Source organism: Kitasatospora sp. NPDC032757 (genome assembly GCF_055579305.1).
Map to the genome: position 1 here is coordinate 1 of NZ_JBVINN010000011.1, position 20,813 is coordinate 20,813.

Genomic DNA, 20,813 nt, shown 5'->3' on the forward strand with positions numbered 1-20,813 from the left:
GCGAACGACTGGACGATGGGAGCCGTGTGATCGGAGACGATCAAGCACGGTTCTGAGAGAGCCGGGGGGTGAAACTCCCCCCGGCTACTCGCTAGGCGGGCTTCGGGCGCTTGGCCACGGCGAGGGCCAGGCCGACGCAGAGGGCGGCGGCGAGGAGGGCGAAGCCGCTGACGGCAGGGAGCAGGCCGTAGCGCTGGACGAGGGCGCCGACCCCGACGATGGGGAGGGAGGAGCCGAGGTAGACGATGACCCAGAGGGCGCTGAGCTCGGAGCCCCGGCGTTCCGGGTTCATCGCGGCCACGGCGGAGGTGAAGAGCGAGCGGAAGGCGATGCCCTGGCAGGAGCCGCCGAGGACGCTGCCGATGAAGAGCAGCGCGGGGGTACCGGTGTAGCCGGCCGTGACCACCAGGGCCAGGCCCGTCGCGAGACCGGCCATGCCGAGGGCGATGACCAGACGGTCGGAGGTCGGCGGGACGAGCAGCTGGGCGGCGGCCGAGGAGCCGAGCAGCAGGGCGGCCACCACGGCGCCGACCAGGTGGGAGTCGGTGTGCAGCAGCTTGGCGGCGAAGGCCGGGGCCAGGCTGAGGTAGACGCCGAACACCGCGTACGAGATGAAGCCGGCGGCGGAGGCCAGCAGGAACTCGCGACGGCCGGTGACCGGCAGGGCGAGGCGCTGCGGGCGCAGGTGGGCCGGGGTGGTGATGCGCGGCGGGGAGGCCGGCGGGCGGCTGCGGCCGGGCATCCGGGGGTGGACGAGGGCGAGCGGCACGCAGAGCGCCAGCAGGGCGACGGCGTGCAGCAGGAAGGGCGTCAGCAGCGGGTCGGAGCCGCCGGCCAGCAGGGCGCCGACCACCGGGCCGAGTGCCACGCCGCCCGCAGAACAGGCCAGGGTCAGCTTGGCGGCCAGGGTCGGGTGATCGGGCAGCAGGTCGCCGAGGGCGGCCCCGGCGGCACCCGTGGACAGACCCACCGCGATGCCCTGGACGGCCCGGCCGACGGCCAGCTGCCAGAAGCTGCCGGAGGTGGCGAAGACCACGTCGCCGGCGGCGGCCAGGCCGACCGCGGGAAGGATCAGCGCGCGCCGGCCGAGGTGGTCCGACCAGTGGCCGACCACGGCCAGCACCGGGACCAGCGCGAACACGTACACCGTGAACAGCACGCTGGTGTCGAGCGCGGTCAGGGCGAGGCGGGTCTGGAGCAGCGGGTAGATCGGGGTCGCCAGGTTGGCACCGATCAGCATGAAGAGGAGGGCGGCGGCGACGAGGCCGACACGCACACCGCGCAGCGCGTTCCAACGGCTGATCGCCGCGAGCTGGAGCTGCGCGCGCGGCGCGAGCTCCAGGGGAAGCAGGGCCTCCGACAGTCGGCGTCCGTCGAGCTGCGCGGTGCGCAGGCCGGGGCCGGCAGGGGAGAGGTCCGCCATGACAGGGGTCTCCTGTGGCCGGGCACCACCTCGGGCCGACATGGCCCGGGGTGGTGGCCTGGTACGGGTACCTCTGGTGGAGCGGGTGAGCTTGAAAGGGGGGGGCGTCGTTGCCCGGTGGCCCGCGCGGGGTGTGCACGGCACCATTGCGAAGGATAAGGGGTGGGCGCACGCTTGCGGCGCGCGCCCCCGGGAGGCCGGGCGTCGGGGGTGCCGGACCTATACGCTGAGGCAGTAGACCTGTACGCGGAGCTGATCGGCTGACCGCTGGCTGTAGGGAGAACGCGCAACGATGGCCGGACGACGTCGGAAGAACGCTGGGGCCTCGTCGGCGGCTGCGCCGGGCGAGGAAGGGGCGGGCGGTGCGGTGCTGCCGGCCGACCTGGAGCTGCAGGACCTCTACGGGGCGTTCGCCGCGCACGGGCTGGACGACGAGGACCTCGACGACGCGGCCGTGCTGGTGCCGCCGGTGAAGCTGCCCGCCGAGACGGAGCTGGCCGAGCAGGCGAAGGCCGTGCCGATGTTCGGGTACGCGCTGAAGCTGGCCCGCTGGGCCGCCCCGCACCGGACGGTGGACGAGTTCGGTGACCTCACCGGCCCGGACCGGGCGCCGGCCGCCCGGCTGCTGGGCCTGGCCCCCGAGGAGGGGGACGCCCCGGAGGAGGCCGTGGTCGAGGCGATGCGGGCCTGGTCGCTGGCCTGTGACCTGGACCTGGTCGAGATCGGCACCACCGCCGCCGGTGAGCACGTGGCCGTCCCCGGGCCGGATCTGGAGCCGGCCGAGCAGGGGGACCCGGAGACCGTCCTGGAGCTGTGGCTGACCGCCGCCGGGATCGTCCGGGAGCTGGCGGTGGAGGCGGACTCGCTGCCGGAGGAGGGCGCCGACGAGGGCGCGGCCGACGGGGCGGAGCCGACGGAGGAGGACGAGGAGCGGCTGTCGCAGGTCGAGGACGCCCGGGACGAGGCCGCCGAGCTGCTCGACGAGGCGCTGCAGGTGCTGTACGAGACGACCGCGTTCGCCGATGCCGGCAGCGAGACCGTGCCGCTCGGTGTGCTGGCCGCGCTGCTGGTCGTCCCGGAGGGGGAGGAGCCGAGCGAGGAGCTGCTCGGCGACATCACCGATGTGATGGTCGCACTGGACCCGATGCTGGGCGACCTCGCCGAGCTGGGCCTGCTGGACTACCGCCCGATCGACCCGGAGCTCTTCGACGAGGAGGAGGGCGAGGAGGCGGCCCCGCCGGCCGGCCCCGCCGTCGGCGAGGAGCCGCTGGACGAGGAGGAGTCGGCCCGCTTCGGCCTCGTCCGGCTGACCCCGCTCGGCCAGTACGGCATCCGGCAGTGGCTGCTGGAGGACGGCTACGACGCTCCGCTGGTCGGCGAGCTGGCCCAGGGCGACGCCTCCGAACTGCTGCGCGCGGTCTGCGAGTCGACCAACGTGCTGCCCGACGAGGAGCTGCGGGTCTGGATCACCGGCCGGGAGCCGGTGGCGGCGGCGCGCGAGCTGCTCTCCGCGGCCCGCGGCAACGACGCGTACGCGCCGATGCGCCGGATGCTCTGCCAGCTGGCGCTGGCCATGCTGGGCGCGCCCGCCGAGCCCGCCGTCCGGGAGGTGCTGGACGACCCGGAGCTGGGCGGGGGCGCGCGGGCCTGGCTGGCCGGACTCGGGGCCACGGACGTGCCCGCGCCGGAGCGCGGGATGGTGCTCTGGACGGTGGTCGACACCTTCGCCGCCCAGCTGCTCGACACCGGCGGCGACGCCGAGCTGCTGCGCGAGCTCATCGCCGACCTGCCGGTGACCGACAACCCGGCGAGCTACTTCGGCGAGCTCTGGCGGGTCGACCACCCGTACACGGCGGACGTGCTGGAGGTGGTCGGCGAGCTGCACCTGGACCGGACGGTGGCCAAGGAGGCCCGCAAGGCGGCCTTCAAGGCGCGGTCGAAGGGGTAGTGCGTCACGGCAGGTCCAGCGAGCCGTCCTCGGTGAAGGGGAAGAACGGGTTGTGGGCCAGCTCCCAGAGGTGGCCGTCGAGGTCCTCGAAGTAGCCGGAGTAGCCGCCCCAGCTGGTCGCGGCCGGGGGCTTGACCACCGTCGCCCCGGCCGCGACGGCCGTCTCCAGGGCGGCGTCCACCAGCTCGGGCGACTCCAGGTTCACCGCGAGGGTGACGCCCCGGAACGACGGCTCGCCGGTGGCGGGCACACCCGCGTCGGCGGCCAGTTCGTCGTACGGGAAGAGCCCGAGCACCGAGTCGGCGGTGCGGAACCAGACGATCTCGGGGCTGGAGGCGGAGGAGCGCCGCCACCCCAGAGCCTCGTAGAAGCGGGTGCTGGCGTCGAGATCGGCCACCCCGAGGGTGACGATGCTGATGCGGGCGGGGAAGTCCTCGGAAGCTGTCATGCCCGACAGCGTAGGAAGCCGGACTGACAAACCCCGGCCCTGACACGGTGCAAGGCGTACCGATCCGCCCGGTGGGGCAAAGGAGCTGATGACCCGGCAGGTCGGGGCCACGTATCGTGTCCGGCAGACGCGCGGGAGCGGTGAGGATTCGGGGGTGCGGCGCGGGATGACGCGGGAGAGCGGTGGCAGGCAGGACGGTCTCCGGGGAGACGGGCCGGGGCGGGTGGACCCGCGGGTGCGCGAGGACCGCTTCGCCGACCAGGAGGAGTTCGCCCGCCGTACCCTCGCCGCGGCGGACTTCCCCGTGTACGGGGTCGCCCACGGGGTGAGCCCGGAGGGGGACGCCCTGGCCGCCTTCGAGACCTCGGACGGCCTGCTCTCCTGGGTCGAGGTCCGATCCGGCGACTGGACCTCCGCCGACGGCCCGTACGTCACCGTGCGCACCCACCGTCCCGGCGCGGACCGGCCCGGTGCGCTGCCCGAGCTGGAGGACGTGGTCGAGGACGAGCGCGACCGGGTCTACGAGCAGCTCGGCGTGGACGAGGGGGACTGCCCCGGACGGGTCCGGGCGCTGCGCGAGTGGATCACCGTGGACGGCGAACCGCAGGCGGTGGAGGTGCACGAGGACCGGCGCGAGCTCTGGGACCGCCCGGACGTCTCCGTGCCCGGCGTCTGCCCCAAGCCCGGCGCCGGGCCGGTCTGGGCCGTCCGGCTCCGGGTGGGCGGGCTGACCGTCACCGTCTGCGGGCGCGGGGTGCCGCCAGGCGGTCTCGAACTGGCCCCGGTCGAGGACGTCGAGCGGTACCTGCGCGGCCGGACCGCGCTGTTGCGCTCGCTCGCCTCCCGGCGCGGCCGGCACGTCCCGGTCGAGGAGCGCGAACTCGTCCCGGCCACCGGGCTGGAGGCGCACCGGGCGGTGATCGAGCACGGCATCGCCGAGTCCGCCGCGATCGAGGCGCAGGTCCGGGCCGGGCGGACGCCCCGGCTGCCGCGCGGGCTGCGCGGCGAGGCCGGTGCGCTGCGCTGGGAGGCCGCGGTGCGCCAGCAGATGCGGCTCGCCTCGGAGAGCCGGGAGGAGGCGGTCGCGGCGGTGACGGTGATGGTCAACCACCTCAACCGGCTCTCCCAGCAGACTCAGTGGGTGGTCGGCACGCCGGAGGGGGAGGCCGCCGTCGAAGAGGTGATCCGCTACACGGTGTTCGCCAGCGAGGTGGCGAGCCTGCCGGCGCAGCGCGCCTGGGCGCAGCTCTGGCGGGACCGGCCGGCGTGTGAGGGCGACAGCTGGGAGGAGCGGCTCGGGGAGCAGCTCTGGCTCTCGGCCTGGGAGCAGTGGCGGGCGGCGCGGGCGGGGCGGTCGCCGCGGTAGATCCCCGGTGGGCGGGCCGTGGCCGGTGGTGAACACGGCAAAGAACGGGTCATGGATTCGAATACGGTCGGCAAATGACCACGCTGACGAAGCGTCCGATTCACCGTGCGTTCACCGGACCGGCGGAGTCTGCTGGGCGTCGGCGACCTGCCTCGACACCTCGCACGCCACGTACCGGGCCCGCCCGGTCGGCGGCCCGCCTCTCAGGAGTGACTCACATGTCGCTGTCCCGCCGGGACTTCGTCAACCGTTCCACCCTCGTCGGGGCCGGTGTCCTGATCGCCGGCAGCGCCGAGGCGCTGGCGAGCGCCCCGGGCGCGATCGCGGCCCCGGTCGGCGGCGAGGTGAAGGACGCCGCGACCGCCGACGCCGAGCGTGCCGCCGTCGGCTACGGCGCGCTGGTCAAGGACCCGGAGAACCTGCTCTCGCTGCCCAAGGGCTTCACGTACAAGGTCGTGAACCGGGCCGGCGTCACCAAGCTGCGCACCGGCGAGTTCACCCCCAGCAACCACGACGGCACCTCGGCGTTCGAGGACGAGCGCGGTGGCAACCTCATGGTCGTCAACCACGAGCTGAGCGGTGCCCGCGCCAACTGGCCGTACCCGGTGCCGCTGACCGAGGGCCACGTCTACGACCCGGGCGCGGCCGGCGGCTGCACCATCGTGCACGCCAAGGCCAACGGCACGGTCGAGCAGTGGGTCGGCATCGCCGGCACCTCCACCAACTGCGCCGGTGGCGTGAGCCCGTGGGGCACCTGGCTGTCCGGCGAGGAGACCGAGGACAAGGCCGGCAAGAACGGCTTCACCAAGGACCACGGCTACATCTTCGAGGTCGACCCGTTCGACGACGAGTACAACGAGAACCCGCAGCCGGTGAAGGCCTTCGGCCGGTTCGCGCACGAGGCCGTCGTGGTGGACCCGAAGCGCGGCCACGTCTACCTGACCGAGGACGCCTCCAACCCCAACGGCCTGCTCTTCCGCTGGACCCCGCCGGCCGGCTTCAAGCACGGCCGCTACCAGCTGCGCAAGCTCGCCGCCGACGCCGGCGTGCTGGAGGCCTTCAAGGTCTTCGACGCGCAGGGCAAGCTGGTCGACGACCTCTCGCGCGCCACCAAGGTCGGCACCACCTACGGCGTGGACTGGGTCAAGGTCCAGGACCGCGACGCGCAGACCGTCTCGATCCGCAAGCAGTTCAAGGACGGCGAGGTCACCCGCGCCCGCAAGCTGGAGGGCATGTGGTGGGGTGACGGCGGCTTCTACTTCGTCTCCAGCTTCGCCCGCTCGGAGAGCCCGCTCCAGCACGACGGCCAGGTCTGGTTCTTCAACCCCGTCCGCCGCACCATCACCCTGAAGGTGCTGCTCGGCGTCAACACCGACGTCTGGGGCGACCACGACAACTTCGACGGCCCGGACAACATCACCGTCTCGCCGTACGGCGGCATCGTGATCGCCGAGGACGGCGAGGGCGTCTCGCACCTGTTCGGCGCCACCGAGGACGGGCTGACCTACCCGATCGCCCGCAACGAGCTGAACATCGGCACCGCCGAGAAGCCGGAGTTCAGCGAGTTCACCGGCGTGACCTTCTCGGACGACGGCCGGACGCTGTTCGCCAACATCCAGACCCCGGGCATCCAGCTGGCCATCACCGGCCCGTGGCACCGGCTGAACGAGCACAAGCGCGGCCAGGGCTACGGCGCCTGAGCCTGATGCCGTGACAGGAAAGGGGCCCGCCTCGCGCGGGCCCCTTCTCAGCTCTCGGCGGGCAGCCGCAGCTGGAGCATGGCGAGCAGCCGCTGCTGCGGCTGGGACAGGTCGATGCCGGTCAACTGTTCCGCCCGGCGCACCCGGTAGCGCAGGGTGTTGGGGTGGATGTGCAGGGCGTCCGCGGCGACCCGGACCTCGCCGAGCGCGTCCAGCCAGGCCAGCACCGACTCGGCGAGCCGGGTGCCGTGACGGCGGTCGTACGCGGCCAGCGCGGTCAGCCGCGGGTCGCGCAGGCCGCTCCGCTCCTGCAGCAGCGCCAGCATCTCGCTGACCAGCACCTCCGCCTGGACGTCGATCAGCGCGGCGACCTCCAGGTCCACCCCGCCGCGGCCCATCGCGTCCAGGATCCGGTCCGCCTGGGCCCGGGAGTCGGGCACCCGGGCCAGACCGTCCACCGTCGAGCCGATCGCCGCCCGCAGCGGGACGCCCAGGTGGTCCCGGGCGGCCTCGACCACCTCCTGCGCCCAGCCGCGGACGGTCGTCATCGGCAACCCGCCCGGCAGCTCGGGCAGCAGCACGTACACCCGCGACTCGATCGGGGCGAGCAGGGCGGCCCGGTGCCGGGCGGCGGTGTGCACCGAGATCAGGCCGGTCACCTCGGAGCGGGTGAGCGCCTCGGTGGTCCGTGCGCTGTACGCCAGGACGGTGGCGGGGCGGCGCAGGTCCAGGCCCAGGTGGGTGGCGAGCGACTGGGGGCCGGTCGAGCCCTCCAGCAGGCCGGTGAGCAGGGTCTGGGTCAGCCGGACGTCCGCCGACAGCTCCCGGCGGCGGCGCACCAGTTGGGCCGCCGCCACCCGGGCCGCGCCGACCAGCGCCTGCTCGGCGAGCGGGGCCAGCGGCTGGGCGCCCTCCTGGACCCAGATGGTGCCGAGCGGCTGCGCGCCGGCCCGGATGCCGATCGCCAGGCGGCGGCGCAGGCCCAGCTCGGGGTGCGGGTCGACCGCGATCGGCGTGTCCGAGCTGCGCAGGTGCTGGAAGATGCCCCACTCACGGAGCTTGGAGAGGTACGGCTCGGGGCCCTGCCAGCCGAGGATGGAGAGCCGGCGCAGGTCGTCCACCTCGTCGGAGTCGGAGGACCGGGAGTAGGCCAGCACCCGGCTGGAGGTGTCCTCGATCGAGACGATCCCGTTGGTCAGCACGGCGACGGTCTGGGCCAGCGAGAAGAGGTCGCCCGCGTTGTGCTCGGGGGTGCCGGCCGCGTCCGGGGCGTCCGGCCCGGCGATGATCGCGCGGGCGAGCGAGTCGAGGTGCTCCCAGCGGGTCTCCCGGCGGACCGAGAGCAGGGCCACGCCGGCCTCGGTGGCCGCCTCGCGCAGGGCGTCGGCCTGGCCGGGCGCGTCCAGCTTCACCGCGACGGCGGCCGCACCGGCCCGGCCGGCCGCGCGCAGCGCCGGGAGGGCGGCCCGGCCGCGGGCGCCGATGGCGAGGACGAGTTCGCCGGGCGCGGCGACGGGCGGGTCCTCGGGGTCGAGGATCGCGACGTCGCGGACCGGGACGTCCAGGCCCTGGGGGGCGGCCTGGAGTTCGACCAGCGGTTCGCCGAGGGACATCAGCAGTTGACGGAGCGGGAGTCCGGCGGGCTGGGACACCGGCGGTTCCTTCATGGGATCGAACAACGGCGTACGGGTGATTTTAGCCGGGCGGACAGGGTTTCGGCGCCCGAGCGCACCGTCCGCGCGATGGGGCGCACCGTCCACGTGCAGGCGGGCACCGTCCGGGCGAAGGCGCGGGCCGTCCGGGCGAAGGTGCGCGCCGTCCGGGCGAAGGCGAGCACCGTCCAGGCGGAGCCCGCGCACCGGTCTGTGAACGGCGCAACCGTGACCGCCCCGTGATCCCTTCGTCGGTCCGGACAACGCCGTACGGGGGACTTTAGCCGCCAGGCCAATCAAGTGGGCCCCGGTGCAGGAATAGCGTTCGTCCTGTGGCCGACGTGCGACCCACGTCGGCATCCCCCCATGAACCGAAGGAGAGCGTGCGCTCATGGATGCTGTGACCCAGGTCCCCGCGCCGGTGAACGAGCCGGTCCACAGCTACGCCCCCGGCAGCCCGGAACGGGCCCGCCTGGAGGCCAAGCTGAAGGAGCTGGGCGGCCAGGAGCCGGTCCAGCTGACCATGACGATCAACGGTGAGCGCCGCCTCGGCGGCGGCACCGAGATCCACGTCGTCCAGCCGCACAACCACGCGGCGAGGCTCGGTACGCTGCGCAACGCCACCCAGGCCGACGCGCAGGACGCCATCGACACTGCCCTGGCCGCCGCCCCGGCCTGGCAGGCGCTCTCCTTCGACTCGCGGGCCGCGATCTTCCTCAAGGCCGCCGACCTGCTGGCCGGCCCCTGGCGCGAGACCCTGGCCGCCGCCACCATGCTCGGCCAGTCCAAGACCGCCCAGCAGGCCGAGATCGACACCCCCTGCGAGCTGGTCGACTTCCTGCGCTTCAACGTGCACTTCGCCCGCCAGATCATGGCCGAGCAGCCGATCTCCTCGGACGGCGTCTGGAACCGCAGCGACCACCGCCCGCTGGAGGGCTTCGTCTACGCGATCACCCCGTTCAACTTCACCGCCATCGCCGGCAACCTGCCGACCGCGCCGGCGCTGATGGGCAACGTGGTGCTCTGGAAGCCCTCCCCGACCCAGCAGTTCTCCGCGCACCTGCTGATGCAGCTGCTGGAGGCGGCCGGGCTGCCCAAGGGCGTCATCAACATGGTCACCGGTGACGGCCTGGACGTCTCCGCCGTCGCGCTGAAGCACCCGGCCCTGGCCGGCATCCACTTCACCGGCTCCACCGCCACCTTCCAGCACCTGTGGCGCGAGGTCGGCAACAACATCGCCGGCTACCGCACCTACCCGCGGATCGTCGGCGAGACCGGCGGCAAGGACTTCCTCGTCGCCCACCCGTCCGCCGACCCGGCGGTGCTGAAGACCGCGATGACCCGCGGCGCCTTCGAGTTCCAGGGCCAGAAGTGTTCCGCCCTGTCCCGGGCCTACGTCCCGGCCTCGATCTGGGCCGGCCTCAAGGACGAGTTCGCCGCCGAGGTCGACGGCCTCACCATGGGCGACGTCAGCGACCTGTCGAACTTCATGTCGGCCGTCATCGACGAGCGCTCCTTCGCCAAGAACAAGGCCGCCATCGACCGGGCTCAGGCGGACCCGTCCGTCGAGGTGCTGGCCGGCGGCACCTACGACGACTCGGTCGGCTACTTCGTCCGCCCGACCGTCCTGGTCTGCCAGGACCCGGCGAGCGAGTACTTCAAGGACGAGTACTTCGGCCCGATCCTCGCGGTGTACGTCTACGAGGACGAGAAGTACGACGAGATGCTGGCGCAGATGGAGTCGGTGTCCTCCTACGGCCTGACCGGCGCGATCATCGCCCAGGACCGCGAGGCCGTCCAGCACGCGATGCTCAAGCTGCGCAACGCGGCCGGCAACTTCTACATCAACGACAAGCCGACCGGCGCGGTCGTCGGCCAGCAGCCGTTCGGCGGCGGCCGGGCCTCCGGGACCAACGACAAGGCCGGCGCCAAGCAGAACCTGGCGCGCTGGACCTCGACCCGTTCGGTCAAGGAGACCTTCGTCCCGCCGACGGACTACCGCTACCCGCACATGGGCTGAGTGCCCGCCCCCGGACGACGCCCGGTCCCGCAGCCGGGCGCCGTCCACCGGGGCGGCGGGCCCACCCCCGGCCCGCCGCCCCGGCCCCCTCTTCTGCCACCCTTAGAAGCACCAGCCCAGGAGTCACGATGCTCCGTTCCGCCCTCCTCGCGGCCTCCCGCTCCCCGCAGGTCCGCACCGTGGTCGAGAAGTTCCCGCCGACCCACGCCATAGTCGAGCGCTTCGTCGCCGGCGAGGCCCTCGACGACGCGGTCACCGCCTGCGACGACCTCGTCGCCACCGGCCGCACGGTCACCCTGGACCACCTCGGCGAGGACACCCAGGACGCCGCCCAGGCCGCCGGCACCGCCGAGGCGTACGAGCACCTGCTCGCCGCCCTCAAGGACACCGGCCTCGCCGCCGGCGCCGAGGTCTCGGTCAAGCTGTCGGCCGTCGGCCAGTTCCTGCCGGTGGACGGCGAGAAGATCGCCCTGGAGAACGCCCGCCGCATCTGCGAGGCCGCGGCCGACGCCGGCACCACGGTGACCCTCGACATGGAGGACCACACCACCACGGACTCCACCCTCGCCATCGCGCGCGAGCTGCGGGCCGACTTCCCCTGGCTGGGCGTCGTCCTCCAGGCCTACCTGCGCCGCACCGAGGCCGACTGCCGCGAGTTCTCCGGCGCCGGCTCCCGGGTGCGCCTCTGCAAGGGCGCCTACAAGGAGCCCGAGTCGGTCGCCTTCCAGGGCAAGCGCGAGGTCGACCTCGCCTACGTCCGCGCCCTGAAGGTGCTGATGGCCGGCGAGGGCTACCCGATGATCGCCTCGCACGACCCGAACATGATCAAGATCGCCGGCCAGCTCGCCGAGTGGAACGGCCGCAAGCGGGACTCCTTCGAGTACCAGATGCTCTACGGCATCCGCCCCGAGGAGCAGCTGCGTCTCGCCGGCGAGGGCAACACCATGCGCGTGTACCTGCCGTACGGCCAGGAGTGGTATGGCTACTTCATGCGCCGCCTCGCCGAGCGCCCGGCCAACCTGACCTTCTTCCTGCGCGCCATGGCGACGCGCAGCTGAGGCCCTGCCGTGACGCGCGGCTGAGGCCCTGCTGTACCGACGGCCCGCACCCCTTGTGGAAGGGGGGTGCGGGCCGTTTCACGTCCGGGAGTCCTAGAGGAAGTCCTTGGTGTCCAGTTCGAAGTCGAATGGTGCGGGGAGAGCGAGTGAGTCACCGAACGGGGTGAGGTGGACCTCGGTGTACTCCTCGCGCAACGGCTTGCTGAACAGGCTGACCTGGGATTTCTCCCTGTCGACGAGCAGGTGGAGCGGGATGGCGGCGCGGGCGTAGCAGTGCCGCTTGGTAATCCGGTCCTGGTCGGGCTTGCTCGACGTCACCTCGGCGACCATGGCGACGCCGTTCGGCTCCATCCACGGCGGGGCACCACGGAAGAGGCGGACCTCTCTCGGCGCGAAGGTCGCGTCGGGGATGACGTGGTTCTTCGGGCAAAGGCCGCCGCTGACGAGGCGTAGGCCCTTGTGGCCGGACGACTGCATGCGGACCTTGGACTTCTCCTTCACCTGGTCGATCAGCAGGTCGATGTAGTCCTCGTGATCGCCGTCCGGCGGTGGTGCCACGATGATCTCTCCCTCGATGAGCTCGGCCCGGAAGCCTTCGGGGGAGTGCAGGCTCAGGAAGCTCTCCAGCAGGATGTCCTCCTGCGATGGTGAGTCCGCGATCGGTTGCTCATGCGCCACAGCACTCATGATGCCCCTCCTTCTGGTGGGAGTCACGCTAGCCAGGTGTTGTGCGCAGTTATGCCGCACACGGCGCTTTTTCACTCGATGGTGTGATCGGGTGCGGCGCCCTTCCATCGCGATTGTGGTGAACTTGACTGCACAGAGGAGGAGTTGGCGTGTTGAAGAGGTTCGCTGAGCTGTCGACGCCGTTGGTGGCGGACGCGTGCGTACGGTTGGGCGTGGAGCTGCGGGCGGCGCCGGCGGGGGTGCGGGCGGTGGTCGCGGGGAGCCGGATCGCGGGGCGGGCGCTCCCCGTGCGGCACTACGGGAGCGTGGACGTGTTCCTGGAGGCTTACGGCGCGGCCGGGCCCGGGGACGTGCTGGTGATCGACAACGACGGGCGGACGGACGAGGCCTGCGTCGGGGACCTCGCGGTGCTGGAGGCGCGGGCCGCCGGGGTGGCCGCTCTGGTGGTGTGGGGGCTGCACCGGGACACCCCGGAGCTGGTGGAGATCGGGCTGCCGGTGTTCAGCTACGGCAGCCTGCCGCTCGGGCCGCTGCGGCTGGACGAGCGGGAGCCGGAAGCGCTGGTCACGGCTCGGTTCGGACCGCACCTGGTGAGCGGGGAGGACGTGGTGTTCGGGGACGCCGACGGCGTGCTGTTCGTCCCGGCCGCGCGGGCGGACGAGGTGCTGGAGACCGCCGCCGGGATCGCGCGGACCGAGCGTGCGCAGGCGGAGCGGATCCGCTCGGGCGACACGCTGCGCCGGCAGACCGCCTTCGACGACTACCTGGCACGCCGCGCCGCCGACCCGTCGTACAGCTTCCGGCAGCACCTGCGGCGGGTCGGCGGGGCCATCGAGGAGTAGCGGTACGGGAGTTCAGAGCGTCCGGTGCATGATGTGCAGTCCGACGTAGCCCTGGGAGGGGTGGCGGAAGCCCTCGGGGAGGGTGCCCAGGATGTCGAAGCCGAGCGACTGGTACAGCTTCACCGCGTGCTCGTTGGAGGCGACCACGGCGTTGAACTGCATCGCCCGGTAGCCGGCGTCACGCGCCCACGCGATGGTGTACTCGGCGAGGGCCCGGCCGACGCCGCGGCCGGAGTGGGCCGGGTCGACCATGTAGCTGGCGCTGGCGATGTGCGAGCCGTTGCCCATGTGGTTGCGGTTCATCTTGGCGGTGCCGAGCACGGTTCCGCCCTCGTCCGCCGCGACGACGGTGCGGTTCGGGGAAGGGAGCAGCCACCAGTCGCGGCCCTGCTCTGCGGTCAGGTCCAGCGGGTAGGTGAAGGTCTCGCCGGCTGCGACGATCGTGTGGAAGAACGGCCAGACGGCGGGCCAGTCCTCGGTGGTGGCTTCCCTGATCAGCATGTGGACATGATCGGACACGGACGGCGGGAGCACCAGTGGTTTCCCGCCGCCCTGTTTCCCGCCGCCCGCCGCCCGGTCCGGGCGGCGGGCGGACGGCCGGTCAGAGCATCGAGGCGGCCGGCTTGACCATGGCGCGGGCGGTCTTGGCGTCGACGTACTCGCCGATCGCGGTCATCACCCACTCGCCGGAGTACTGGCGGACCAGCTTGCACATCACCACGCCGGTGTGCGGCTCGGACTGGGTGAGGTCGAAGCGGACCAGCTCCTGGCCCGAACCGGCGTCCAGCAGACGGCAGTAGGCGTTCTTGACGTCGGTGAACTTCTGGCCGGAGAAGGAGTTCACCACGAAGACCAGGCCGCAGACCTCGGGCGGCAGGCCGTCGAGGTGGACGGTGATCGACTCGTCGTCACCGCCGCCCTCGCCGGTGAGGTTGTCGCCGGAGTGGGCGACCGCGCCGTTGAAGATGCCCAGCTTCATGAACCAGGCGGTGTCGAGCTTCTCCCGCTTGGCGTCGAAGGCGATGCAGGAGGCGTCGAGGTCGATGTTGCGACCGCGGCCGGCCGGCTCCCAGCCGAGGCCCATCCGGACGGAGGAGAGGAAGGGCTTGCCGTTCTTCTCCAGGGAGACGGAGCCGCCCTTGGTGAGGCTGACCCGGCCCTTGTCCAGGGTGACCTTGGTGAGGGAGGCCGGCGCGGCGGCGGGCGGTGCGGGCGCGGTGGCAGGGGTCGGCGGCAGGTTGCCGGCGAGCGCGACCCGGGGGTCGACCGGGCCGGCGGGTGCCGGTGCGGGGGCGGGGGCGGGCGGGGCCGCCGGGGGCGCGGGCGGTGCGACGGGGGCGGCAGGTGCGGCCGGTGCGGGAGGCGCGACCGGGGCGACGGGGGCGGCCGGGGCGACGACGGGGGCGGCCGCCGCCGGGGCGGGCTCCTCGTCGACGCTGACGCCGAAGTCGGTGGCGATGCCGGCCAGGCCGTTGGCGTAGCCCTGGCCGACGGCGCGGACCTTCCAGGCACCGTTGCGCTGGTAGACCTCGACCACGATCAGCGCGGTCTCCCGGCCGAGCTGCGGCGGGGTGAAGGTGACCAGCACCTCGCCGGTGGCGGTGTCGCGGACGGTGGCGGTCGGCTCGATGCCGGCGAAGGTGGCGCCCGCCTCGTCGGGGCTGGCGGTCACCACGATCTTGGTGATGCCGGCCGGGACGGCGGTGGTGTCGATGGTGATGGCGTCCGGGGTGCCGCCGGAGGCCGGCCGGTGGGTGACACCGGGGCCGTCGGGGGCGTTGAAGAACACGAAGTCGGCGTCCGAGCGGACCTTTCCGGCGTCGGTCAGCAGCAGGCCGGAGACGTCCAGCGCCTTGGGTGCGGTGACCTCGACGGTCACCCGCGCGGCGGTCAGCGGGGCGTTGCCGCCTTGGGTCAGGACCGTGGACACGAACTCCTCCTCGGATGCGGTGGCACGGCCTTGGGGACCCGCTCTGGGGTGCCGTGCCGAGTGGTACCCACAGTAACGAACGGGGTTGTCGAGAAGAGCCCGAGCAGGCCGGTGACCTGTCGGGTTGTCGGATGGTCGGTCAGCGCGTCGCGGTGCCGCGGGCCGCTCCGGCGCCCGGTGTGGTGCCGCGGGTGGTGCCCGGTGTGGTGCCGCGGGCGGTGCCGGCGCCGGGGGTGGTGCCGGTGTCACCGTCGGTCCCGGGGGAGGAGGAGACCGTGAACGTGCCGAGGGCGGCGACGGCCCGGGGACGGTCGATACCGAAGGCGGAGGCGGTCCAGCTCTCGGCCGGGGCGGCCTTGCCCGGCGCATCGGCCGGCCCGGTGGGGCCGCTGCCGGGGCCCGCGGTGGGCCCGGTGCCGGGTCCGGGGGTGGTGGCGCCGGGCACGGTGGGCACGGGGCGGGTGCCACGGACGCCGAAGGTGTACCGGCCGGGGCGGACGTCGGTGCCGGGCGGGGTGGTGAACCGGTACACCAGGGTGCCGCGCTCCTGGTGGGTGGTGACGACGGCGCCGGAGAGGTCGGTCCAGCCGGTGCCGGGGGCCGTCTCGCCGGGGGCGAGGCGGAACTCGGCCTGGAGCGCGGTGAGCGGCTCGGTGACGGTGAGGGTGAGCAGGTGCTGGGTGCCGTCGCGGCCGAGCGGCCGGACCACGGCGGTGCCGAGGAGGGCGTGGTCCGCGTCGTGGTCGCTCGGGTCGGTCTTGTCGCCGGTGGGGGCGGTGGGGCCGGCGGGTCCGGTGGGGCCGGTGGGCGCGTCGGTCGGCTGCCCGTCCTGGCCCCGGCCGGGGGCGAGGGGACCGGGCTGCGGGTACCCGGGCGTACCGGGCGCGTCGGGGGCCGCCGGGGCGAACGGACGCTGGCCCGCGGGCTGTTGGCCGGTCGGCTGGTCGGCGGGCGGCGCGGAACCGGTCGGCTGAGCGGTGTCGGTCGGCTGCGCAGTGTCGGTCGGCTGCGCGGTGGCGGGGTCGGCGGTCGCGCCCTGGTTGCCGCCCCGCGACGGGCCGCCGAGCGCCTCGGCCGACGGGGCGTCGGAGAAGGAGGAAGAGGAGGTGAGCCCGGAGCCGGCGGGCGGCGCGGAGGCGTCCGGCGAGGCCGGGCGGGGCGCGGGTACGCCGGGGACCGGTGACTGCGAGGCGGTCGCGCGGGCCGAGGCCGATCCGGTGGGGCGGCCTGCGGAGCGGTCGGCCGGGCGGGGTGCGGCCGGGCCGGGCGCGGCGTCCGCGGCGGCGTCCGCCCGGTCGGCGGCGTCCGGGCTGGGCGGCGGGGTGGATCCGACCCGGGCCACCCCGGCGCGGCGGCCGACGCCCTGCTGCTCGTTGAGCAGGCAGGTGGTGGCGATGCTGATGCCGACCACGGTGGACATCGCCATCGCGGCGCCCGAGAACCGCAGGGTCGGCAGCCGGAGCCGGCCGCCGAAGGGCTTCGGCCGGCCGTGCCGGCCGTGGCGTTCGTGCTGCCGGTCGCGCTCGTGGTGCACGCCCGGCTCGGTGTCCTCGCGCAGAGCCACCGGACCCCTCCCTCCCCGAAGTCGCCGTTGCGGTCGCAGCATTCTTCCATGCGCCGCCGACGGCGGCGAAGCGCGGTCACGGGCGGACTGCCGTCCGGGTCTGTCCGGTGGACCAGGCCCTGGCCGTCCGGAATTCCGTCCGCCTGCGGCCGCCCGCGCGGGGGCCGCCGGTGGACGCGCGCGGGCCCGCGCCGGCAGGGGCACGAGCGTACCAGCGGGGACCGGTCGTCCGGTCGGTTCCCGGGCGGAATCGATCCACGTTGCGTAAATCCTTTCAAGGAACGGAAGTTGACGGTCCGTCTGACAAGACCGGTAAGGAGTGGCGGTGTTGGGCGGGGATTATTGCAACCTCCTTGCAACCCTTGCCGGTCCGGCCCGGGTGGCGCAGGCTGGAGGCATTCCACGCCGTTCCGGAGAGACCGTCATGCCGCCCGACCCGCTGCCCGCACCCTCCAGTGCCCCTCTCGCCGCCACCCCCACGGGCGGCGATGAGGCAGGCTCCACCGCCGCTCCGGCGGCGGTGGAGGAGGAGGTGTTCATGCTGCGGATCTCGCTGGGCGAGGAGGTGGTCGGCGAGGTCCGTACGCGGTTCCGGTTCGACACCGAGCGCCCGTACGAGGTGGTGCTGACGTTCCACCTCGGCCGGCCGGACGAGGCCGATTGGGTGTTCTCACGCGATCTGCTGCGTGACGGCCTGCGCTCTCTGAGCGGTCAGGGCGACGTCAAGCTGTGGCCGGCGTACTGTCCGTGCCACGGCTCGACGTTGCACCTGGCGCTCGAATCACCCCACGGCAGCGCACTGTTGGAGGTCTCCAAGCCCCGGGTGCAGGCGTGGCTGGACCGGACGTACGTCCTCGTGTCGGAGCAGGCCGAGCAGGCCTACGGGCCGACCGACGCCCAGCTCTCCGCGCTGCTGGCCGGCGGCTGACGAAGCCTCGGCTCGGGTACGGTGTCGTCCCCCGGGCTGCGCGGCGCCGGTAGCGGCGCCGGTAGCGGCGCCGTGCCCGGCAGCCGGACCGCCCCACTGGCCAGGCCCGCCCGCAGGCGGCGTACGGCCGGTGCCGAGGACGCGGGCAGCAGGTCGTACGGGTCGTCCGGGCCGATGACGCTGACCAGCACCGACTCGGCGAACCGGTACGGCCGGTGGGCCAGCAGGCCGCCGAGGTAGCGGCGCAGCCGGGACAGTTCCGCGCGCACGGTGACCGTCCGGCCGGGGTCGCCGAAGAGCGCGTCGGCGAGCCGCGCCGCGCTGTGGCCGTCGCGTTCGACGGCGAGCAGGAGCAGCAGCTCGGCGTGGCGCGGGCTGAGCGCGTGCGACCAGCTGCCGGCCGCGCCGTGCACCGACAGCTCCGGACGGTCGGGGCGGCGCAGGTCGAGCCGGAGCCGGGCGCCCTCCGCCTGCTCGGCCGTGACCGCTCCGCCGTCCGCCGCTCCGCCGTCCTGGGTGCGGACCAGCCGGACCAGCCAGCCGTCGGCCAGCGGTTCTATCGCGCACTCGCCGAGACCGGGCAGCCAGTGCACGGCGGCAGAGCCCCACCCCTCGGCGGGCAGCCGCAGCCGGGCGGGCGGCGGCAGGCCGGCCGCGGCGGCCGTCCAGCCCGCGGCGTCCACCACCAGGGCCGGGCCGTTGACCCTGGCCAGCAGCGGGGCGGCCAGGGTGCGCAGCTGGTGCAGCGACTCCAGGCGCCGGGCCCGCAGCTCGGTCTCGGCGAGCCGGGCGGCGGTGGCGGTGAGCTGCAGCAGATAGGGGCGGACGGAGTGGGCCGGGCCGCTGAGGTTGATCGCGCCGACCAGCCGGCCGGTGCCCGGGTCGTGCACGGGCGCGGCGACGCAGGTCCAGGAGTGGTGGCTGCGGAGGTAGTGCTCGGCGGAGTGGACCTGCATCGGACGCTGGGCGCGCAGCGCGGCGGCGATGCCGTTGGTGCCGACGGTCTCCTCGATCCAGCGGGCGCCGGTGAGGAAGCCGATCCGGTCGGCACTGCGGCGCAGGCCGCGTTCGCCCTCCTGCCAGAGGACGTGGCCCTCGGCGTCGGCGATGGCGAGGATCAGCGGGGTCTGGCCGACCGGTTCGAGCAGGGTGTCGCGCAGGACGGGAAGCAGGGCGTCGAGGCCGCTGGCCCGGCGGCGGTGCTCGATCTCGGCGGGGCCGAGGTGGACGGCGGCGGCGCCGGCGTCCGGGTCGAGGCCGAGGCGGCGCAGGCGGGCCCAGGAATCGCCGATCTCGGGGCGCGGTCCGAGACCGGCCGGCCCGTCGTCGGCCGGGGCGGCCTCCCGGGTGAGGTCGCGGGCGGTGGCTTCGGCGAGGGCGCGGTCGTGGACCTTGGCTAGCTCCGCCGCGGTCTGCGCAGTTCGGCGCTCGGGCCGTCGGGTCTGCCGTCCGGTCTGCCGCACTCGGGTTGCTCCTCGCCGCCGATCGAGGACGCGTCGGGGCCGACGCGCTGACGAAAGCGTACGGGGGCGGCCCGCTCCTGGGGACGGGGTCTGCCAAGTCGGCGCCGCGGGCAATATCAGAATGGACATGCCAACCGGCTATGGCACCGCTGACCTCGCATGATCGGAGGCGGTTGCCCTTTAGTGCAGGTCCTGGTGCCGCGGATCGGTGCCCTGTTGGGCGGCCTCGACGGTGTGGTGCAGGTCGGCGGTGGCGTCCAGCGCGGCGGCGGCCGTCAGCGCCAGGCAGGCGGCGAGCGCGAGGGCGGCGGCGCTGCGGCCGGTGCGGGGCGCGGCGGGGCGCGGCAGGAGCAGGGCCGCGACCCGGCGCGGGACCGGCCCGGTGTGGGCGGCCGGGGCCAGCCGGGGCCGGGCCGGCCGGGGGGAGCGGCTCGCCGCCAGGGCGGCCCGGCCGACCGCGCGGGCGGTCACGGCGCGGTCCCCGACCCGCTCGGCGGCGGCCTCGTCGGCCCATCGCTCCAGGTGGTAGCCGAGCGGAGCGCGCAGCGGGCGCAGCGCCGGATGGACGGCGGCGGCGTGCTCGGCGAGGGCCAGGAAGAGGTGGTGGCGGGCGGCGAGGTGGGCGCGTTCGTGGGCGAGCAGGGCGGCCCGCTCGGGTGCGGTGAGGGCGCGCAGCATGCCGGTGGTGACCACGATCCGCCCCGGTTCGGCCGGCCGGCCGGGGCGGGGGAGGCGGCCGGGGAGGGCGAAGGCGTCGGCCCGGTCGTCGTCCAGGACGGCGAGCGGGTGGGGGCCTGCGGGGCGGAGGAGTGCGCGGGCGTGCTCGCCGAGCGGGGAGCGCCGCAGACCCCGGGCGCGCACCTGGCGCACGGAGGCGGGCAGGGGGCGCATGTCCGGATGCTGGTCGTGGTCGTCCGCGTGCCGCACCCCGTCGCAGGGGCCGAGGTCGGCGCGGGCGGCGCGCAGTTCGCGGTGGCGCAGGCGCGCGGTGCGGACGCCCAGGACGGCGAGTGCGGCCAGCGCCGGCCCGGCCAGTGCGGCCGACAGTGCGGCCCGTGGTGCGGCGGCGGCCGGCCAGGGCAGCGAGAGGTGGCCGAGGGCGGCGACCGGCGGCAGCTGGAGCAGGCCGGCGGCGGCGAGCAGGCCGAGGGAGCAGAGCGTGCCGCCGGCCAGGACGGCCGCGGTGGCGGCCAGTGTCCAGGCGGCGGCCCGTGGGGTGAGCGCCTCGGCGAGGCGGCGGGCCAGTGGGGCGGCGAGGAAGGGCAGCAGCAGGGGCGCCCAGACGGCGACGATCACGGGGCCGCCGGTCCGGGGGTGTCCGCGGGGTCGCCGGCCGCGCCGTCGCCGAGGAGCTCGCGCAGCAGCCTCTCGTCCTCGGCGGAGAGGTCGGAGACGAAGCGGGCCAGGACGGTGGAGCGGTCCGCCTCGCGCCCGAGTTCGGTGTGCATCCGGCGGGCGGCGAGGCCGGCCGGGTCCTGCACGGTCGGGGTGTACGCGTAGGCGCGACCCGCCCGGGTGCGCTCCACCGTGCCCTTCTCGTGGAGCCGGGCGAGGATCGTGGCGACGGTGGTCCGGGCGAGGCCGTCGCCGAGGGCCGCCTGGACGTCCTGCGGCGTCAGGGGCCGGTGCGCGGACCAGAGGGTGGCCAGCACCTCGGCCTCCAGCTCCCCGGCGGGCCGGCGGGCGGACGGTACGTCGGACATGGCGGCGGTTCCTCCAGGATTCGTCTACAGTCGTGTAGACCGTCTACGTCACTGTAGACGGTTGAGGGCGTGCTCCACTGG

Annotated in this window: 18 protein-coding genes; 8 read left to right on the top strand and 10 right to left on the bottom strand. The window is 74.3% G+C overall.

Annotated elements, in window-relative coordinates; all coding sequences use genetic code 11:
• Positions 1 to 91 precede the first annotated feature (91 nt).
• Complete coding sequence (locus tag ACZ5WK_RS15380; protein ID WP_465547816.1) at positions 92 to 1,423, bottom strand: MFS transporter; 1,332 nt, start codon at positions 1,421 to 1,423, stop codon at positions 92 to 94.
• A 292-nt stretch (positions 1,424 to 1,715) separates the two neighbouring features.
• On the opposite strand from ACZ5WK_RS15380, the gene ACZ5WK_RS15385 reads away from it, so the two are divergent.
• Positions 1,716 to 3,371 carry a hypothetical protein gene (locus tag ACZ5WK_RS15385; protein WP_465547817.1) on the top strand — a complete coding sequence of 552 codons (1,656 nt, stop codon included), beginning with the start codon at positions 1,716 to 1,718 and terminating at the stop codon, positions 3,369 to 3,371.
• A gap of 4 nt (positions 3,372 to 3,375) precedes the next feature.
• Here the strand turns inward: ACZ5WK_RS15385 and ACZ5WK_RS15390 are convergent, their stop codons facing one another.
• Positions 3,376 to 3,819, bottom strand: coding sequence for a VOC family protein (locus ACZ5WK_RS15390; protein WP_465547818.1), 444 nt, complete (start codon positions 3,817 to 3,819; stop codon positions 3,376 to 3,378).
• A 235-nt stretch (positions 3,820 to 4,054) separates the two neighbouring features.
• On the opposite strand from ACZ5WK_RS15390, the gene ACZ5WK_RS15395 reads away from it, so the two are divergent.
• Complete coding sequence (locus tag ACZ5WK_RS15395; protein WP_465547819.1) at positions 4,055 to 5,185, top strand: hypothetical protein; 1,131 nt, start codon at positions 4,055 to 4,057, stop codon at positions 5,183 to 5,185.
• Positions 5,186 to 5,403: 218 nt separating this feature from the next.
• On the top strand, positions 5,404 to 6,885 hold the full coding sequence (locus ACZ5WK_RS15400) for an alkaline phosphatase PhoX (protein ID WP_465547820.1): 1,482 nt from the start codon (positions 5,404 to 5,406) through the stop codon (positions 6,883 to 6,885).
• Positions 6,886 to 6,932: 47 nt separating this feature from the next.
• Here the strand turns inward: ACZ5WK_RS15400 and ACZ5WK_RS15405 are convergent, their stop codons facing one another.
• Positions 6,933 to 8,537 carry a PucR family transcriptional regulator gene (locus ACZ5WK_RS15405; protein ID WP_465547821.1) on the bottom strand — a complete coding sequence of 535 codons (1,605 nt, stop codon included), beginning with the start codon at positions 8,535 to 8,537 and terminating at the stop codon, positions 6,933 to 6,935.
• Between the two features lie 90 nt (positions 8,538 to 8,627).
• On the opposite strand from ACZ5WK_RS15405, the gene ACZ5WK_RS15410 reads away from it, so the two are divergent.
• From ACZ5WK_RS15410 to ACZ5WK_RS15420, 3 genes are all read left to right on the top strand, one after another.
• Positions 8,628 to 8,780, top strand: a complete 153-nt coding sequence (locus ACZ5WK_RS15410; RefSeq protein WP_465547822.1) for a hypothetical protein — start codon at positions 8,628 to 8,630, stop codon at positions 8,778 to 8,780.
• 148 nt (positions 8,781 to 8,928) lie between these two features.
• Positions 8,929 to 10,557: an L-glutamate gamma-semialdehyde dehydrogenase gene (gene pruA, locus ACZ5WK_RS15415; RefSeq protein ID WP_465547823.1), complete on the top strand. Its 1,629-nt coding sequence runs from the start codon at positions 8,929 to 8,931 to the stop codon at positions 10,555 to 10,557.
• Positions 10,558 to 10,685: 128 nt separating this feature from the next.
• A complete protein-coding gene (locus ACZ5WK_RS15420) occupies positions 10,686 to 11,615 on the top strand; it encodes a proline dehydrogenase family protein (RefSeq protein WP_465547824.1) in 930 nt (309 codons plus the stop codon).
• A gap of 93 nt (positions 11,616 to 11,708) precedes the next feature.
• Here the strand turns inward: ACZ5WK_RS15420 and ACZ5WK_RS15425 are convergent, their stop codons facing one another.
• A complete protein-coding gene (locus ACZ5WK_RS15425; RefSeq protein ID WP_465547825.1) occupies positions 11,709 to 12,302 on the bottom strand; it encodes a Uma2 family endonuclease in 594 nt (197 codons plus the stop codon).
• Positions 12,303 to 12,451: 149 nt separating this feature from the next.
• On the opposite strand from ACZ5WK_RS15425, the gene ACZ5WK_RS15430 reads away from it, so the two are divergent.
• Positions 12,452 to 13,144 carry an RraA family protein gene (locus tag ACZ5WK_RS15430; protein WP_465547826.1) on the top strand — a complete coding sequence of 231 codons (693 nt, stop codon included), beginning with the start codon at positions 12,452 to 12,454 and terminating at the stop codon, positions 13,142 to 13,144.
• 12 nt (positions 13,145 to 13,156) lie between these two features.
• Here the strand turns inward: ACZ5WK_RS15430 and ACZ5WK_RS15435 are convergent, their stop codons facing one another.
• From ACZ5WK_RS15435 to ACZ5WK_RS15445, 3 genes are all read right to left on the bottom strand, one after another.
• Positions 13,157 to 13,645, bottom strand: a complete 489-nt coding sequence (locus ACZ5WK_RS15435) for a GNAT family N-acetyltransferase (protein ID WP_465547827.1) — start codon at positions 13,643 to 13,645, stop codon at positions 13,157 to 13,159.
• Between the two features lie 100 nt (positions 13,646 to 13,745).
• On the bottom strand, positions 13,746 to 15,062 hold the full coding sequence (locus tag ACZ5WK_RS15440) for a TerD family protein (protein WP_465548057.1): 1,317 nt from the start codon (positions 15,060 to 15,062) through the stop codon (positions 13,746 to 13,748).
• A gap of 151 nt (positions 15,063 to 15,213) precedes the next feature.
• Positions 15,214 to 16,638 (bottom strand): hypothetical protein, encoded by a 1,425-nt coding sequence (locus tag ACZ5WK_RS15445; protein WP_465547828.1) that lies wholly within the window; start codon positions 16,636 to 16,638, stop codon positions 15,214 to 15,216.
• A gap of 424 nt (positions 16,639 to 17,062) precedes the next feature.
• Here ACZ5WK_RS15445 and ACZ5WK_RS15450 point away from each other — a divergent pair, with 424 nt between their 5' ends.
• A complete protein-coding gene (locus ACZ5WK_RS15450) occupies positions 17,063 to 17,566 on the top strand; it encodes an SsgA family sporulation/cell division regulator (RefSeq protein WP_465547829.1) in 504 nt (167 codons plus the stop codon).
• Here ACZ5WK_RS15450 and ACZ5WK_RS15455 read toward each other — a convergent pair.
• From ACZ5WK_RS15455 to ACZ5WK_RS15465, 3 genes are all read right to left on the bottom strand, one after another.
• Positions 17,518 to 19,029, bottom strand: a complete 1,512-nt coding sequence (locus ACZ5WK_RS15455; RefSeq protein WP_465547830.1) for a GAF domain-containing protein — start codon at positions 19,027 to 19,029, stop codon at positions 17,518 to 17,520. The genes ACZ5WK_RS15450 and ACZ5WK_RS15455 overlap by 49 nt on opposite strands.
• Before the next feature lie 180 nt (positions 19,030 to 19,209).
• The gene (locus ACZ5WK_RS15460) at positions 19,210 to 20,325 is read right to left on the bottom strand and encodes a M56 family metallopeptidase (RefSeq protein WP_465547831.1); all 1,116 of its coding nucleotides are present in this window, start codon (positions 20,323 to 20,325) and stop codon (positions 19,210 to 19,212) included.
• Positions 20,322 to 20,732, bottom strand: coding sequence for a BlaI/MecI/CopY family transcriptional regulator (locus ACZ5WK_RS15465; RefSeq protein ID WP_465547832.1), 411 nt, complete (start codon positions 20,730 to 20,732; stop codon positions 20,322 to 20,324). Before ACZ5WK_RS15465 ends, ACZ5WK_RS15460 begins: the two co-directional genes overlap by 4 nt.
• Positions 20,733 to 20,813: the final 81 nt, after the last annotated feature.

What these genes read in the sequence shown, in the direction of transcription:
- ACZ5WK_RS15390 (WP_465547818.1), bottom strand. Translation starts at nt 3,819, where the DNA reads ATGACAGCTTCCGAGGACTTCCCCGCCCGCATCAGCATCGTCACCCTC.
- ACZ5WK_RS15465 (WP_465547832.1), bottom strand. Translation starts at nt 20,732, where the DNA reads ATGTCCGACGTACCGTCCGCCCGCCGGCCCGCCGGGGAGCTGGAGGCC.
- ACZ5WK_RS15410 (WP_465547822.1), top strand. Translation starts at nt 8,628, where the DNA reads ATGGGGCGCACCGTCCACGTGCAGGCGGGCACCGTCCGGGCGAAGGCG.
- ACZ5WK_RS15385 (WP_465547817.1), top strand. Translation starts at nt 1,716, where the DNA reads ATGGCCGGACGACGTCGGAAGAACGCTGGGGCCTCGTCGGCGGCTGCG.
- ACZ5WK_RS15420 (WP_465547824.1), top strand. Translation starts at nt 10,686, where the DNA reads ATGCTCCGTTCCGCCCTCCTCGCGGCCTCCCGCTCCCCGCAGGTCCGC.
- ACZ5WK_RS15400 (WP_465547820.1), top strand. Translation starts at nt 5,404, where the DNA reads ATGTCGCTGTCCCGCCGGGACTTCGTCAACCGTTCCACCCTCGTCGGG.
- ACZ5WK_RS15450 (WP_465547829.1), top strand. Translation starts at nt 17,063, where the DNA reads ATGCCGCCCGACCCGCTGCCCGCACCCTCCAGTGCCCCTCTCGCCGCC.
- pruA (WP_465547823.1), top strand. Translation starts at nt 8,929, where the DNA reads ATGGATGCTGTGACCCAGGTCCCCGCGCCGGTGAACGAGCCGGTCCAC.
- ACZ5WK_RS15435 (WP_465547827.1), bottom strand. Translation starts at nt 13,645, where the DNA reads ATGCTGATCAGGGAAGCCACCACCGAGGACTGGCCCGCCGTCTGGCCG.
- ACZ5WK_RS15380 (WP_465547816.1), bottom strand. Translation starts at nt 1,423, where the DNA reads ATGGCGGACCTCTCCCCTGCCGGCCCCGGCCTGCGCACCGCGCAGCTC.
- ACZ5WK_RS15425 (WP_465547825.1), bottom strand. Translation starts at nt 12,302, where the DNA reads ATGAGTGCTGTGGCGCATGAGCAACCGATCGCGGACTCACCATCGCAG.